Raw genomic sequence first — 16,238 nt, 5'->3', positions numbered from 1 at the left:
CCTTTTGTTTATTGGTTATCTAGTCTGTGATTAGATTTGAATGAAGTCTGCTTCAACTGCTGGATTCACATCCGCTTCGTAATCTACGCCTTCAACGCCGAAACCAAATAGTTTCAAGAACTCTTCTTTGTACTCAACGTAGTCAGTCAGCTCTTTTAGATTCTCAGTCGTAATTTGAGGCCATAGCTCACGACAGTGCTGCTGAATGTCGTCACGAAGTTCCCAGTCATCCAGACGTAGGCGGTTCATCTCATCAACTTCTGCCGTGCTACCGTCTTCTTTGTATAGACGTTGGCTGAACATACGGTAGATTTGTTCCATACAGCCTTCGTGCACACCTTCTTCGCGCATTTTCTTGAATACCATTGCGATATACAGTGGCATAACAGGAATTGCAGAACTCGCCTGAGTTACAACAGATTTAAGTACCGCAACATTGGCACTGCCGCCTGTTGCTGCTAACTTGTCGTTTAGCGCTTTCGCTGCACGGTCTAGGTCCATTTTTGCTTTACCTAGTGCACCATCCCAATAAATTGGCCAAGTTAGCTCAGTACCAATGTAGCTGTACGCGACGGTCTTACAACCTTCAGCAAGAACACCAGCATCAGACAACGCATTGATCCAAAGTTCCCAATCTTCACCGCCCATTACAGTGACAGTGTCTTTGATTTCTTCTTCTGTTGCAGGCTCAACGCTAGCTTCGATGATCACATCTTTGTTGGTATCAACAGCCGTTGATGTGTAAGTTTCACCGATAGGTTTAAGAGATGAACGAACTAATTCACCAGTTTCTGGCATTTTACGTACTGGAGATGCCAGTGAGTAAACCACCATATCGATTTGACCTAAGTCTTCTTTGATCAGCTCGATAGTTTTCTGTTTCGCTTCATTTGAGAAAGCGTCGCCGTTTAAGCTTTTTGCGTACAGACCTTCTTCACGCGCTAGCTTTTCAAAAGCAGCGGCATTGTAAAAACCTGCTGTACCTGGTTTCTTCTCAGTACCTTCTTTTTCGAAGAAAACACCGATAGTTGATGCACCGCCACCAAATGCCGCAGCGATACGAGAAGATAGACCGTAGCCACTTGATGCACCAACAACAAGAACACGCTTAGGTGCGTTTTTGATTGGACCTTGCGCTTTGGTGTACGCAATTTGTTCTTTTACGTTAGCTTCACAACCAACAGGGTGCGTTGTAGTACAGATAAATCCACGAATTCTAGGTTTGATGATCATATTCAACTTCCTTTAAAAAACCTTGTTAGGATAAAAGTTTCGTTGGGATTTCGCATCTAATTTCTGTAAAAATGCTCTTAAAAGGCAAGTGGTTGGAGCACTATCCCACCATCCACTCCCCAAGAATACAAAAAAGCACCTCATTGAGGTGCTTTTCTTAACATTAGTTGTCTATTATGCCGCCGGATTCAACTGCGACTTTTTTGGGCTATGAGTTCGCACTTCAGAAAAGTCATGACTAAAGTGGTCAACTTGAATCGCCTTGTAGCGCAATTTATCTGCAGCCATGATTTGATCAATTTCTTGTTCAGTTAACACGCCTGCTTCAAATGCTTGCTGCAAACGATCATGTAGCAGACCTTTACGAGCCACTTTACCATCCTTCGCAGCCTTCATAAGTTTACGCTCCAAAGGTTTAATGTCGTACATTGCAAGGAATGCATTCTCCATTAAGCCTACGCTGTCATCCTCTGATTTTCCGATGTAGCACAGATGCGTGAGGCGATCACGTTGCGCGCCTGGCGTCATCATCGCTTCAGCCAAATTCACACACAGCTCATCACTTGGCTTATTGAAATGATTACCAAGCGGGAACAATAGCCCCTTAAGCACACCGCCAACATATTTCACAGGGAAGTTGGTGTAAGCCTCATTTAATGACTTAGAAGCGTTATACAAACAGTGTTGAACAGCGTAATGAACGAAGTCTAGATCGCCTTGCTGACGGCCTTCATCTTCATACTTTTTCAAGGCAGCAGATGCCATGTATAGATAGCTTAATCCATCACCCAAACGTGCGGAGATCATTTCTTTACGCTTCAAGTCTCCACCTAAGGTTAACATCGCAAAGTCTGCACTTACTGCAAGTGCACGACTGAGACGAGTAATGTCTTTGTAGTATTGCTGCGTTGGGCCACTCATGTGCGCGTTAACAAATCGAGAACCAGTTAGTGCTGCACCAAATGCACCGAATGTATTACCGAGCGCGTGCTTGATGTGTTTAAAGAGTAAGTTATCAAATTCTTCCGCACCTTGTTCAGAATCTGGATTCGCCGCGGCTTCCATTTCTTTTAGAACATATGGGTGACATCGAGTCGCACCTTGACCAAAAATCATCAGGTTACGAGTCAGAATATTCGCGCCTTCAACGGTGATAGCAACCGGGACCCCAAGGTAATGTTTAGCAAGATAGTTCATTGGGCCATCTTGAATCGCACGACCCGCATGGATATCAAACGAATCATTTAGAATGGTACGCGCGATTTCCGTCATGTGGTACTTGGCAATCGCGGTTACAATCCCAGGTTTTTCTTTCATATCGAGAGAAGTCGTCGTTAGCGTACGCGTCGCTTCTAGTAGGTAAGTAAGACCACCAATGCGCCCCATTGCTTCTGCAACACCTTCAAACTTACCGATCGACATTCCAAACTGTTTACGCACGTAAGCATAAGCACCTGTTGTACGTGTAGTAAGGTGACCAATCGCTGTGCCAAGCGCTGGAAGAGAGATACCACGCCCCGCAGAAAGACACTCAACCAGCATACGCCAACCTTTACCTGCGTAATCAGCGCCACCGATCAACCAGTCCATAGGGATGAAGACATCTTCACCACGAGTTGGACCATTCATGAACGCAGACCCCAGAGGATCATGGCGTTCACCTATCTCGACACCTTCATGGTCAGCGGGAATCAACGCACATGTAATGCCAACCTCTTTCTTGTCTCCAAGTAGCCCTTCAGGATCTTGCAGTTTAAATGCTAACCCGAGCACTGTCGCAACTGGCGCAAGCGTGATGTAGCGTTTATTCCAACTAACTCGCACGCCAAGCACTTCTTTGCCTTCATGGGTGCCGTAACAAACTACGCCTTGATCAGGTATGCCACCCGCATCAGAACCCGCTTCAGGGCCAGTTAGGGCGAAACAAGGGATGTCTGTACCATCAGCTAAACGAGGCAACCAGTAATCTTTTTGCTCTTGCGTACCATAGTGCGATAGCAGCTCACCAGGACCAAGAGAGTTCGGTACCATTACCGATACTGCGGTACTGATACTTCGAGTCGCAATACGAGAAACAATGGTTGAGTTCGCCAAAGCGGAAAATTCACGACCACCATATGCTTTCGAGATGATCAAAGAGAAAAATCGCTCTTTACGTAGGTACTCCCATACTTCAGGCGGTAAATCCCTGTCTTCTTTGACAATCTTCTGGTCATCAAGCATTTCTAGCAGGGTTTCAAGCTCATTATCCATAAATGACTGCTCTTCTGCCGTCAGTGTAGGCGTTGAATAATGATGCAATGTTGTGAAGTTTGGCTTGCCTGAGAATAGTTCGGCATCCCACCATACACTACCCGCTTCCATCGCCTCTTTCTCGGTGCTAGACAGAGGTGGCAATACTTTTTTGAACACTTTAAAAGCCGGGTCACTAATCCATTTTCTTCGTAGAGAGCTCATAGTTCAGATCCTTTTGTTCACGTAACCGCTCGGGGTATAATCTTATTATTGGTTTAACTTTCTTATTTGTCTTATGCCAACTGCTTTGCTGACATTCCTGCTGACAAATATGGAATCAGTAAATCGACGACAGATTTCACATCGACTTCCTTTTCAAACTTACTTTCTGCCAGCTCCGAAAGAGCCTGGCTTGAAGCCATCGTAAATACACAGGTTCCTAACGTGAAGTGCAGTCGCCAAAACAACTGTTCTTCACATAGTTCCGGGTTCGCCTTCATTATCGAGAAAGTGAAAAGGTTCAGTACCTCTTCGTATCTGGTGGTAATGAACCAGCGTAGATGACCTTGAACGTCTGTATAACCGCGGCCAATTAACAACATAAATAGCGCAGTACCATTTGGGCGTACATCATTTAATGTACGTAAAGGTAATCGCAATGACTCAAAGACATCGTCCATGTTGTAGCTATCGCGCGTGTTTAACTCAATTAATGAAGTCTTAATGCTCGGCATTAGTGCTTCTAAATACCTATCTAAAACCGCTCTAACCAGCGTTTTTTTATCGCCAAAGTGATAGTTTACCGATGCTAAGTTAACGTTAGCTTTACCTGTTATCGTTCTTAGCGAAGTATCATTAAAGCCATGTTCAGCAAAGAGTCCTTCTGCGACATCGAGTATTTTTTCTTTTGTTGATGTTCTCGGGGCCATTTTAATCACTCGTATTAAACAACTGTTTGAAAATATACTCCCGAAACTTAAGATTAACAAATGATTAACATCACACTTTAACCAATTGGTCTGACCAGACAGTAAAAGGTGTGATCTAATCTTTTGAAATTCAATCGAATACTCCAGTGAAGCTTGTCAGAAGAAAACGATCAAACTTCTCAGTCCATCGCAATTGAAATGCTAACAATAGCCTTGGCGGCTTGGAGTGAGCGACGAGAGTATGAAATACATCTTCGGTTCTAGGGGAGATAAAATGAGAAACACAGAAGTTAGTAACTTCGCCAAGTTGGTAATCCATCTCGATTTTTCTATTACTTTCGGGTGTGTAAGAAGCTAGAAAGCATTAAGTAGAAATTTTTTGAAAAAAAATGGAACTGTTTGGAAAAGGCTCGGTCTGAATATACGTAACAGTTAGGGCATTTGAAGTTTCACTGGCCGTCAAACTTGTTTCCATCTAATTGTTACGTTGCTGCTTTTTTCTTATTAACTCCTATGTTTGTATCCGCCCAGTCAAATTTTCGGCTGGGCTTTTTTTCGCCTGTAGATTTACCAAGCGCCTCTTTCGATGATTTGCCCCATCTCCATAAGCTAGGCCTTAGTTGGTCACAAAAGTAACCACCCTGAAGTGGTTGATGTGCCAATCTGCAGACATAAAAAAGCCTCCCGAATGGGAGGCTTTACTAAACAGTGTGTATCTTACGCTTGCGCTTTCTTAGGCAAAGAAAAGTGCAGTAACGCGTAGCCAAGTAACGCGGCTGTCGTCGAGCCCATTAAGATACCTAGTCGAGCATAGGTATCAAACTCAGGGCTTACATTTCCAAACGCTAAAGAGGAAATGAATATAGACATTGTAAAACCGATACCACACAACACAGAGACCGCAAAGATATGCTTGAAGTTAATGCCTTCCGGTAACTTAGCTACACCCATTTTCACAGCTGCCCAACTAAAGGTGAAGATACCTAGAGGCTTACCAACCAGTAGCCCCAAAGCAATACCTAATGGCAGCATTGAAGTTAGGCCTGACATCGATACGCCTTCTAGCGAAATCCCCGCATTTGCAAATGCGAATAGAGGTAAGATACCAAATGCCACGTATGGATGAAGTGCGTGCTCCATGTGCTTAAGTGGGGAATGTTCGCCCTGTTTACCCTTAAGAGGAATAGCAAAGCCGATCACTACGCCTGCAAGTGTTGCGTGAACACCAGATTTAAGTACCGCAAACCATAAGATCGCGCCGACTATCATGTATGGCGTCAGTTTCGTTACTTCCTTCGCATTCAACATGAACAGGACACCAGTCATGATGAAGCCAACAAGCAGCGCCATGCTAGAAAGATCACCTGTGTAAAACAGTGCAATAATAACAACCACGCCTAAATCGTCGATGATAGCGAGAGCTAACAAAAACACTTTAAGGCTTACTGGTACGCGCTTACCTAGTAGCGCCATGATACCTAGAGCAAATGCAATATCCGTCGCAGCTGGAATGGCCCAGCCAGAAACCGCCTCTGGGTCGTTAGCATTAAACGCAACGTAAATAAGAGCAGGGGCTAACATACCACCAACCGCTGCAATCGCAGGGAAAATTGCGGTTTCTTTTGATTTTAGCGCTCCTTCAAGTAGCTCTCGCTTCACTTCAAGGCCAATAAGTAAGAAGAAAACAGCCATTAGGCCGTCATTAATCCAGTGAGAAACTGACATACCGAATACATAAGTATGCAGTACAGATTGATAAGTTTCGCCCAGCGGTGAGTTAGCAATGGTCATCGCAATTGCCGCTGCGATTACGAGAAGAATACCACCTGCTGATTCCATTTTGAAAAAGTCACGAATGACATCGTTCATGGTTTCGTCCTTATATTTATTATCTTAATAAACGATTAACAAAGAGTGATAAGAGTGTATAGCTGTCGAAAACTTTAGAATAATCGCTTCTTCAGAGTATAAACTTCGGTTTTTTCGATGTTAAGTTTACTATACATCGTATTTTCCAACATGACACTCAATTTTGATCGGAGATCGTATTTGTTTTTGTCGCACCAAATATTTATCAAGATGATGAGAAAATCAGCATAACACGGCTTGTACCATCATGATAACCCCGTACTTTTGAGAAAAAGCTAGGAAGCTTCGCGCACTAAAAAACCACCCGTAGGGGGTGGTTTTCTTCACAACTCAATAGCCTGTCAGCTGCATAAAGCCCCAAGCCTCATTGGAGCCGGAGGCTAAAGTAGGCCCTTCCCAGTAAGGTATTACAAAGGGTAGCCACATATCTGACTTGATAATGCGGGTAGTCAAATTAATTTGATGCTTCGGAATATTGATAATCCATTGCAAAGGTAACCTTCTTCCATTGGATAAACTGGTCACTTGCATTGGCTTGATACTGATATCATCGTCTGAGAGGTTGATGACTTTACCTGAGCGTGTCGACAACGTGCCAAACACGTGCGGTGTTTGCCCATGGTGACGATAACGGCTAACAGTTAATGCTCGACCATCATCTAAATTGAAAACAAACCAATCCCAGCCTTGTTGCCCCTCACCAATTAAGCCGCTGCCCCACTCTTTTTGCGCCCAAGCAGAACCCGTCACTAAGAATCGCTTACCATTTAAGCTTAAGCTGCCTTTTACTTTTAAAAATGGAGCACTGAAGCTGAAAGAAGCAACAGATTGCAACGCATGTTTAACTTGGAAACCTTTGTCTCCATTCACGACAAAGGGGCCGTTTGTCATGGTATTGAGCTCAAGTCCAAACGTATCAGTATTCACATTCAAGTTACCCGGGAAAGGCGTCGCACCGAGTGATCGCCAAGTCCAATTATCAATCCATAACCTGAAAGGACGATTGATCATACCAGCTTGGCCTATCCCACCTCTAGCTACCCGTTGCTCTTTCCATACATGCGAGCCATGACTGACGACAACATGTGAAATGTACAATTGAGGGTTCTGCCAACCGCTGGTTTCTCGCTCGTCCGTCGCAACCCTGAAATAGCTCCATTGAACATTGTAGATCTTGCCTTGCTCATCTTTTAGTTTCGCAAAGTAGTGCCACCATTCATGCTGATACTCGGGATGAAAGCGAAAGTCTGAGGGTAAAGAGACATGCTCATTAGGTAGTACAGGCTCGAAAATCGTTTGATTTTCACGCGTTAAGATAGAATCAAGTTCGCTTTCTCGTGTTGCTGTCGCCTCTAACCAAAAAATTGAGTAAAAAGCAGCCCCAGTCAGAAAAGCGAACGTAACAACAATGAGCGTTGAAACCAACAAGCGTTTTTTAGAGCCCACTTTTTTCATTACAACGCGTCCCTTAATGACTTCATCGGTGTACTTTTGATCATTCTAATAACTGGCAATGCGCCAGCAACCATGATGGCAAGCATCGCCCAAGCAATGGTTTGAGCATACTCCCATGGAATCGTTTGAAGCTCTAGAGACCAGCCAAATGATTGCTTAATGATAATATCAACGATCAAATGTGCGAGCGCCAAGCCGAGCGGCACTGCAATAATCGCAGAAATGGCTCCGAAGACGAATAGCTGCAAACCACCTAATACGACAAGTTCTTTTCCGGACACACCCATGCACCTTAATAAGGAAAAATGCCGCTGCCGTGAAAGTTCTCCTGCCAACGTCGCAAAGAATAAACCAAACACGGCAATAATCAGCGTGATATTGCCCAAGGTTCCTGCTATAGCAAAGGTATGATCAAACACTCTCATTGCTTGGCTATAAATATTACCGTTATCAAACACACGATCTTGCGGAAGACGGAATACATTCTCTAAGCGATTTTTCAGCCCTTCTCCATTGACGTTATCTTTTAATACTACGCCAAGACCAACATTACCCGTACCTGCAAATGCATACAGCCAATTCCGGTGCGACATCATCACCTGGTTATATGGGTTTCCATAATCGTAGTAAACGCCTACGACTTGCCAATCACCACCAAGCGGTTCTTGCAAGTTAATGAAATCGCCAGGGCGGATATCCAGCTTCAAGGCCATCGACTCACTGACCATTAAGCTCTTGGTAGCGTGCAGTTGATACCAGTAATTTGGGACACCTAACTTGACGGTAAGTGAGTCTAACTCACCTTCAGAAGAGCCCGTACTTACAACTTGCAGAGCACCATGCTCGGTCGGCATATCTTTTTCCCAGCGCCACCAAACCGAGTTCACCTCTGGCTGATTCTGGAGCCATGCGCTCATCCTAGCGGCTGAATTGTTGGTCGGATAGATGTACACATCAGCCGCTAATCGCTGATTTAGCCACTTATCGGTTGTATCTCGAAAGCTTCCGACCATCGTTTCTACACCAATGTTTGCCGCCAGCGCTAACATAAACGCCATCGTAGCCACACCGCGATAGCTCATGCTCGCTGCTGCATCAGCAAAAAACCAACGGACACGAACCCATCGCATGGTATAAGAAAAACTTTGGAACATATGCCACATAATAAATGGCATAAACAACGCCACACTAACCAACATCAGAGCAATAATAGCAAAGCCGGTTTCTTGTGTTTTCGGGGCCTGATATACCGCTATTGCAGCGACACAAAACGCACACGCCGCAAGCGCCTGCCAAGAGAACTCTCTTCCAGCAAATCGCATTAGCGACAGTCGAGAAGAAAGGCGGATTGGTTGTGACTTCAACAAACGGATTAATGGCCACAGACACGATATCAACGCACCCATCGCTGCCATGATTAGACTGTATAAGCTAGATTGCCATGACCATCCTATGGTTAAGCCTACGTTGGCATCATACAAATCACTCAGGCTCGAAGACACTGCTGGGATAAGTTCATTTGCTAAGATCAAGCCAAAAAAGTTACCACACGCCCACGCAATAAAGACGAGCAAAGACAACTCTAGTAATAAAGCTTGCGCTAACTGTGTTCCGTTAACACCAGTCTGTCTCAAAATACCTACCAAACGTTGTCGCTGGATGAAAGACAGAGACATCGCTTGATAAAAAATAAACAACCCGACCAAAAACGACAGCATTCCCATCGCGGTGAGATTCATATGGAATGCGTTAGTTAGCGACTCAAGCTCTGTACGCGTATTCCTAACGAGCGTCATTCCGTTTGGCAGCATGTTTTTCAGTGCTATTAGCTTTTCCTCTGGCATTTCACCACAAGAAATCGCAGACAAACCTGAGCTCCGCTTGAGCATACGCAACAACGATATATCAGTAACCAGCCGAGTACCCGAAAGCATCTTGTCCTTATCTACTTGAATAGGCCCAAGACGGCTTCCGTCATTCATCTCAATGAAGTCCCCATCCTGCCAACTCATGTAAGCGGCCAAATCTTGACTAACAAGAATAGGATAAGGAGGCTTCATTAGAGATAAAACAGGCATCTCACCTAGCGATTTTCCTTGTTGTAGTGGGATCATCGCGACAGGATCTATCCCCACCAACATCAGGCTCATATCGGTCTTGGCATCTAGATGAAGCACGTCAAACGGTGCACATTGGTTAAACCCAGCTCGACGTAACTGAATATAGAAACCTTGAGGAATTTTATTGGCAGAGTGCTTCGTTCGGATTCGGTATGGCAAAGGATTGGAGAAAAGCTTTTCCCCAGTAGCATAACTTTGTTTTGCATGCTGGTTGATAGAAGTAACACCAACAAGGAGGGACACGCCTAAAGTTAATCCCAGCCAGACAAGAATAATTTGTAGAGGGTAACGACGGTAATGACCGAGTAGTGCCTTAACTACGGGCCATAACATGTAACTGCCCTCCTTGAAGTCGAATCTTTCCTTCCATATGGGCGGCCACTTTTTCACTGTGCGTCACTAACAGCAAAGTACACTCCAATTGGCGAGCGAGACTCGTTAATAAGCGCATTACTGCTTCTGCGTTTCGCTCGTCTAGGCTACCAGTTGGCTCATCAGCAAGCAGGATTTTGGGTTCCATATAAAGGGCGCGAGCAATCGCCGCACGTTGTTGCTGACCACCAGACGCCTCTTCCGGATAACGTCCTAGCAATGGCATTAAGTCCAAAGCAGAAAGAATTTGACGCCACAACTCTTTATCTTCCGGCAGACCTTTTAACTGACGACAAAAACGAATATTGTCGGCAATATTAAGTGTAGGAAGCAGGTTGAATTGTTGGAAGATATTACCAATATTGTTGCGGCGATAAAGGGTTCTTAAATGCTCCGGTGCTTCATGCATAGCAAAATTTGGAAACTGCACTTCACCAGAGTCGGCAGTATCTAATCCGGCGATTAAATTCAGCAGAGTACTTTTACCCGAACCACTTTCTCCCATCAGAGCGACTTGGTCACCTTGCTGCAATGTTAATTCTGCCCCTTGTAATACAGGGTGAAACTCTCCCCCGTCTACATAGCCTTTACATAGGTCTGACAGTTTTAACATTGATTATGCCGCTCGGATGGTGTTTAAAAATTGGGATCAGAATCTACACTAAAATCCTGTTAGTAGAAAGTATTTTGAATGCTTGATCACACTATGGAAGTACAAATGCAACTCGATTCACTTTCTGTTGCTAATTTTGTTGACGTTTTGAGCAGATTTTTGCAGCCAAAATAAACTCTGTTCCTCCTTACTGGCCAATCAGGTTTTTCATCCATTTTCGGCTAACCATTCTTGGCAAGCAAATCGCCCACTTCACAACTTCTTCCGTCAAAAAGAGTAAGTAAACCCATTGTGGGTCCCAATTGAGATAAATCGCTGCAAATGCTGCGAGTGGAATCCCGATCACCCACTGCGCCAAGATGTCTTGATACAAACAAAACTTAACATCACCGCCCGCACGTAATACACCAACAATAGCCATCATCGGCACCGAGCGTAGCACGACACCCAACGCAAGAATCACCATAAACTGTTCAGCTAGCTCACGAGTGTCCGTTGTCAGTGCACTAAACGCATTAAGGATCCATTGATTTGACACTATCAACAAGACGGCGACCACAAATGCGATAAGCACATTCAAAATGACCGTAGCCCATGCTTGATAATAAACGGGTTCAAAATTACGAGCGCCGAGCTGGTTCCCTACTAGAACTGCGGCCGCATTCGATAAACCAATCATCATCGCCAATGCGATCGACTCAACAGGTGTCATTACGGAAAGCGCCGCCAAACCTTGCACGCCTGCTTGCCCCATGATGGCGTGATAAGCAAACAACCCACCAGCCCACGCCAAGAAGTTAAATGTGGTTGGCAAAGAGAGGCTCAAGAAACGCGTAATTTTATCTAAGACCAATCCTGCGCGTATATCATCCCAGCCAAATGCGATTATGTGTTTTTTCAACCATAGATAACCAAACAAGCAACCTACTTCGATCGCGCCACTGATTACCGTTGCGATCGCTGCTCCCGTAATACCCAAAGCAGGAAAGCCTAATTGACCAAAAATTAAAACCCAGTTAAGAAAAACATTAGATAAAATGCCTATACCACTAAAAAAAGTGCTTAAGCCTGGTTGGTGCATCGCCCTTAGGCCCACCGACATACTGGCCACACATGCAACAGCAAACATGCTAACCGACGAAATAATGAGATAGCTGGCCCCTAATTCAATCACTTCTTGTGAATCGGTAGTCAAGCTCATGATGAGTTGTGGAAAAACAACAAACAAAGCAACAGCAATCGCAGCAAACATCATTGCGATCATCCATGTTAAAGCGGTACTGCGACGCACCCCAACTTTATCGCCAGCCCCCCAATATTGAGCGGTTAACAACGCACCGCCCGTTGTCACCCCAACTAACATGATGGTGGTGACGAAAGTCGCGCGCGCAGCAACTCCAACAGCGGCAATTTCAGCTTCACCAAGTTGACCAAGCATAAGAACATCGACGAGGCTTCTGCTAGAAAACATCATGCTTTGCAGTGTAATTGGTAACGCGATTGCAAATAAACGACGTAAGAATGCTTTATCTGCGTGTATTGAGAGTTGAGAAAGAAAAGTCACAAGCGCTCCAACGACAACTTATTGATAGAATGGGGAAAGTGTCTCATGATTATACTCTGTGGTGTTTATTCCACCAACGATAAAAGGACAGATAATGAAAAAGGTGTTGGTGCTAGGCGCCTCGGGTTACATTGGCTCTCAACTTCTTCCGTTACTTTTAGATAAAGGTTACGCCGTCACAGCAGCGGCGCGACATATTGATTATTTAGAGTCAAGAACTCAGCCTCACCCTAATTTAACGTTAAGGTATCTCGACTTGGCTGACGCAGAGACCACGAAGGCTGTAGTGAACGATTTTGATTTAGTCTTTTTTCTCGTGCACGGGATGGCTCAAGGTGATGACTTTGTTGAGTACGAACTAAACCTTGCTTTGAACTTCAAATATGCGTTGGAACAAAGCTCCGTCGAGCATGTTGTATATTTGAGTGCCATTCAACCTCAAACCGGAAACTCTCGCCATTTAGCCGCTCGTAAAGCCACGGGAAAAATAATTCGACAGTCTGGTGTTCCAGTAACTGAATTGCGTGCTGGCGTTATCATCGGTCCCGGCTCTGCCGCTTTCGAAATCATGCGTGACTTTGTCTACAACTTACCTATTTTGATCGCGCCTAAATGGGTCGACTCAAAAGCGAACCCTATCGCCTTGCCCAATCTCAACCACTATTTGTTGAAGTTAGCAGAAGCCCCCTATCCAGAAGAAAGTGAAATTTATGAAGTTGGAGGGCCAGATACACTTAGCTACCGCGAGCAGTTCAAGGTCATTTGCCGAATCACGAACAAGCCGTATCGGTTGTGGTCGACCCCGCTACTTACTCCGAAAATGGCATCGTACTGGCTAGGTTTAGTTACCTCAGTGCCAACTAGTATCGGTAAAGCATTACTTGCAGGCTTAGAGCACGACTACATTGCAGACTCCAAAGCGATTGAAGAACGATTTCCTCAAACGCTGATCAGCTACGAGCAAGCGGTAACTGATACCATTCAAGATGAAGGCACATTTGTACGCAGTAATGTCTGGGGGTTTGAACCCGCAGCGCTTCGTCGATGGCAACCAGGATATGGCTATTACCCAAAACAAGCTGGAGCGAGCATTAAAACTCAAGCCTCCGCTGCGGCATTATGGAAAGTGGCGCAAAAGATCGGGAGTCGCGAAAAAGGCTATTACTTTGCCAACATCTTGTGGCGTACACGTGAATGGCTCGATATCTTTTTTGGTGGCGGAAAACCGATTCGCGTTTCTCCTCCTGGACCAGAGCTTAAAGTCGGTGATTTTATTGACTCTTGGAAAGTGATTCGCTGCGATAATAATCAGTTTCTTTCACTGTTTTTTGGTATGAAAGGCCCAGGCCTTGGGCGTTTAGAAATTACCATCAAAGATCTCGGTGACGAACGAGAATTGGATATTACCGCCTGGTGGCACCCGCAAGGGTTTCTTGGGCTGCTTTATTGGTTTGCAATGATGCCAGCCCATCTTTTCATATTTAAAGGCATGGTCAAAGCCATCGCGAAAGAAGCAAACCGTTTAGAAAACAAAAAGCCCCAATAACAGGGGCTTCTAAACACTCAAAATGTCACTTTAGTCAGCTTTGAACGAGAGTGGAATTTCGGCTAACTGGTTGCCTTCGTTTGCTGGAAAAATAAGGTACTCGCCATGGTATTTCACCATCGATTTGTAGTCTGTTACCTTATGTACCATAAAGCCCGCTTGCGCTGCTTTCTCAACAAACTCAGCATGATTGCCACGTACAAACCAACTCATTGGCTTTACGAGCAACTCGCCATCAAAACAGCTTTCGCATTGGTCTGCACATAACGCTAAAGAGTTTTGACCTTCAGTGAAGATTTGTACTTTGCCGCACCCAATCAGTTGCTCAGACGTTGAGACTTCCCAGCCTGCTTGCTCCATCAAATCAAGAAAAGACTCAATATCTGAATCTTTGAACACTTTGGAGTCTTCACCTTCAGGGAAGAATTGCGCATAAAAAGCAGAAATACGTTTAAAGATAAACAACAAACCAGCATCGTTCCCCTTTGAGCGACCTGCTTTTTGCCAACGCGTTAAGTCATCGCCTACCGTACGTCCGAAACGTTGTGATTTTAGCGCCTTTGTTACCCAACGTACTAAATAATGGTTATTCGCAACAGGGGCATTGGCTAACTTACCTGAGCGATGCTCTTGATCTAACTCTTCAAGTGCTGAGTTAACCAAGTTTTGAATTTCTTTGGTGTAATTCGACATTACGCCTTTCTTCCTAAAGTCCAATAAAACAGTGCTGAAAGCACAGAACAAGCAAACATCACGATGATCATCGGCCAAGCAACATTCCCGGGCAGTGATGCCACCAGCGCACCAACCAATGAACCGATACCGAATCTTAATGTCCCCGCTAGAGACGACGCCGTACCCGCCATTGATGGGTAACCACTTAAAAGCAGCGCCATCGCGTTACTACCTATCGTCGACAATGTACCGATAAACAGCACAACAAAAGGCACAATGCCCCATAATCCGAAGTCCATTAACCAACTTACGAATAAACCAATCCCCGCCAAAAGTTGCACGAACAACCCAAAACGAAGCATGGCATGGGAACCCACTTTCTTCACCAAGCGACCATTAATACTGGTCATGATGATCATCGCCACAATGTTCAAACCAAATAGGTAACCAAAGTGGTCTGGTCGAACACCATATAAATCAATATAAACAAACGAACCCGCCGTCAAAAATGCAAACATTCCGGAAAATGAAAACGCACCTGAGAGCATCAAACCGATCGCTTCAGGATTGGAGCATAATCTGGCGTAGTTTCTCAGCGTCGTGCGGAAACGAAGAGGCTGACGATTTTCAGGCTGTAACGTTTCAGGGATTTTCCAAAGTACGAGAAAAATCACAACTACAGCGAAAATAGCTAGTACCCAAAAAATGGAACGCCAACCAAACCAAATCGCGAGATGGCCACCGATCATCGGTGCCACCAACGGCGCAATAGTAATGACCAGAGTAACGAAGGACATTGCGCGTGCAAAGTCTTCACGGTCAAACATGTCACGCACGACGGCTTGGATAATGACCGCCGCTGCCGCGCCAGCAAAACCTTGTGCCGTACGTACATAGGTCAGCGCATCAATGCCATTTGTTGTCGCACTCACAACAGCAGCCAAGCCGAAGAAAAGTACGCCTAAAATCAACACAGGTCTGCGACCAAAGCTATCGGCAAGCGGCCCGTGAATTAACTGGCCGATCGCAAAACCCGCGGTATAAGCCGTCAACGTAATCTGAACCGCGCCAGGCGCGACCCCCAAATCTTTCGCTATTGTCGGCATCGCAGGCAAATACATATCGATCGCCAAAGGCGTCAAAGCACCAATCGCTCCTAGTACCAGAAACAATAGAAAACTGATTTGGGATTGCGGAGCACTTTGAGCTTTTTCTGTCATTCTTTTACCTCTTGTTGGAGCCCTACCGTCAATACTTGCAGAACAAAGTGAAAATAACGGAAGTTCTCATATCGCTGAATGTAGAAGCCAAAAACCTGTTCTATCCAACGTTCGAGAATCATAAGGGCAAATATGTACCAAGGTGTGACCTTGACGAACTCGACATAGAAAAGCATGTGAAAGCGAAATGTGTTTATGGGAAACAAACACAATGCAGTAAAAATGATGGCGTTGACACCATCATTCCATTCACCGTAGCCGAAGGCTTTGCAATAAGAGTATGCATGCATCAGCTAAATGCAAAGGCATATCACTGAGATGAGTAAGCACACCGGAATTGTCTAGGCACTAATTTTGGTAGGAAAATTTATTTTGAGCCAATTCCTACCAAAAGACTAGTTCCTATT

General features: G+C 44.9%; 12 protein-coding genes. 1 reads left to right on the top strand and 11 read right to left on the bottom strand.

The window, feature by feature from the left end:
* Positions 1-30: 30 nt before the first annotated feature.
* From fabV to R7P80_RS04990, 8 genes are all read right to left on the bottom strand, one after another.
* The gene (gene fabV, locus R7P80_RS05025; RefSeq protein ID WP_213907849.1) at positions 31-1,233 is read right to left on the bottom strand and encodes an enoyl-ACP reductase FabV; all 1,203 of its coding nucleotides are present in this window, start codon (positions 1,231-1,233) and stop codon (positions 31-33) included.
* Between the two features lie 174 nt (positions 1,234-1,407).
* Complete coding sequence (locus R7P80_RS05020) at positions 1,408-3,690, bottom strand: acyl-CoA dehydrogenase (RefSeq protein ID WP_225491454.1); 2,283 nt, start codon at positions 3,688-3,690, stop codon at positions 1,408-1,410.
* Between the two features lie 71 nt (positions 3,691-3,761).
* Entirely contained in the window at positions 3,762-4,397 is a 636-nt protein-coding gene (locus R7P80_RS05015; RefSeq protein WP_005378033.1) for a TetR/AcrR family transcriptional regulator, read from the bottom strand.
* 717 nt (positions 4,398-5,114) lie between these two features.
* Positions 5,115-6,266 carry a Na+/H+ antiporter NhaA gene (nhaA, locus tag R7P80_RS05010; RefSeq protein WP_005378034.1) on the bottom strand — a complete coding sequence of 384 codons (1,152 nt, stop codon included), beginning with the start codon at positions 6,264-6,266 and terminating at the stop codon, positions 5,115-5,117.
* Between the two features lie 330 nt (positions 6,267-6,596).
* Positions 6,597-7,721 carry a lipocalin-like domain-containing protein gene (locus R7P80_RS05005; RefSeq protein ID WP_225491455.1) on the bottom strand — a complete coding sequence of 375 codons (1,125 nt, stop codon included), beginning with the start codon at positions 7,719-7,721 and terminating at the stop codon, positions 6,597-6,599.
* A complete protein-coding gene (locus tag R7P80_RS05000) occupies positions 7,721-10,174 on the bottom strand; it encodes an ABC transporter permease (RefSeq protein WP_005378038.1) in 2,454 nt (817 codons plus the stop codon). The genes R7P80_RS05005 and R7P80_RS05000 overlap by 1 nt, the downstream gene beginning before the upstream one ends.
* A complete protein-coding gene (locus R7P80_RS04995; RefSeq protein ID WP_005378040.1) occupies positions 10,155-10,826 on the bottom strand; it encodes an ABC transporter ATP-binding protein in 672 nt (223 codons plus the stop codon). Before R7P80_RS04995 ends, R7P80_RS05000 begins: the two co-directional genes overlap by 20 nt.
* A 187-nt stretch (positions 10,827-11,013) precedes the next feature.
* Positions 11,014-12,390, bottom strand: a complete 1,377-nt coding sequence (locus tag R7P80_RS04990) for an MATE family efflux transporter (protein WP_017820846.1) — start codon at positions 12,388-12,390, stop codon at positions 11,014-11,016.
* Positions 12,391-12,484: 94 nt separating this feature from the next.
* Between R7P80_RS04990 and R7P80_RS04985 the strand changes: the two genes are divergently transcribed.
* Positions 12,485-13,936 (top strand): DUF2867 domain-containing protein, encoded by a 1,452-nt coding sequence (locus tag R7P80_RS04985; protein WP_042522001.1) that lies wholly within the window; start codon positions 12,485-12,487, stop codon positions 13,934-13,936.
* Positions 13,937-13,966: 30 nt separating this feature from the next.
* On the opposite strand, the gene R7P80_RS04980 is transcribed toward R7P80_RS04985, so the two are convergent.
* From R7P80_RS04980 to R7P80_RS04970, 3 genes are read right to left on the bottom strand one after another with little or no spacing between them, the layout of a single operon-like run.
* A complete protein-coding gene (locus R7P80_RS04980) occupies positions 13,967-14,629 on the bottom strand; it encodes a DUF2913 family protein (protein ID WP_005378053.1) in 663 nt (220 codons plus the stop codon).
* Positions 14,629-15,831, bottom strand: coding sequence for a Bcr/CflA family multidrug efflux MFS transporter (locus R7P80_RS04975; protein WP_017820848.1), 1,203 nt, complete (start codon positions 15,829-15,831; stop codon positions 14,629-14,631). The genes R7P80_RS04980 and R7P80_RS04975 overlap by 1 nt, the downstream gene beginning before the upstream one ends.
* Complete coding sequence (locus tag R7P80_RS04970) at positions 15,828-16,121, bottom strand: hypothetical protein (protein WP_005378057.1); 294 nt, start codon at positions 16,119-16,121, stop codon at positions 15,828-15,830. Before R7P80_RS04970 ends, R7P80_RS04975 begins: the two co-directional genes overlap by 4 nt.
* Positions 16,122-16,238 lie beyond the last annotated feature (117 nt).

This window comes from Vibrio sp. 2092, assembly GCF_033339635.1.
GTDB lineage: Bacteria > Pseudomonadota > Gammaproteobacteria > Enterobacterales > Vibrionaceae > Vibrio > Vibrio alginolyticus.
Note: the sequence above shows the minus strand (reverse complement) of the source record. Positions and strands in the feature narration are given on the sequence as shown.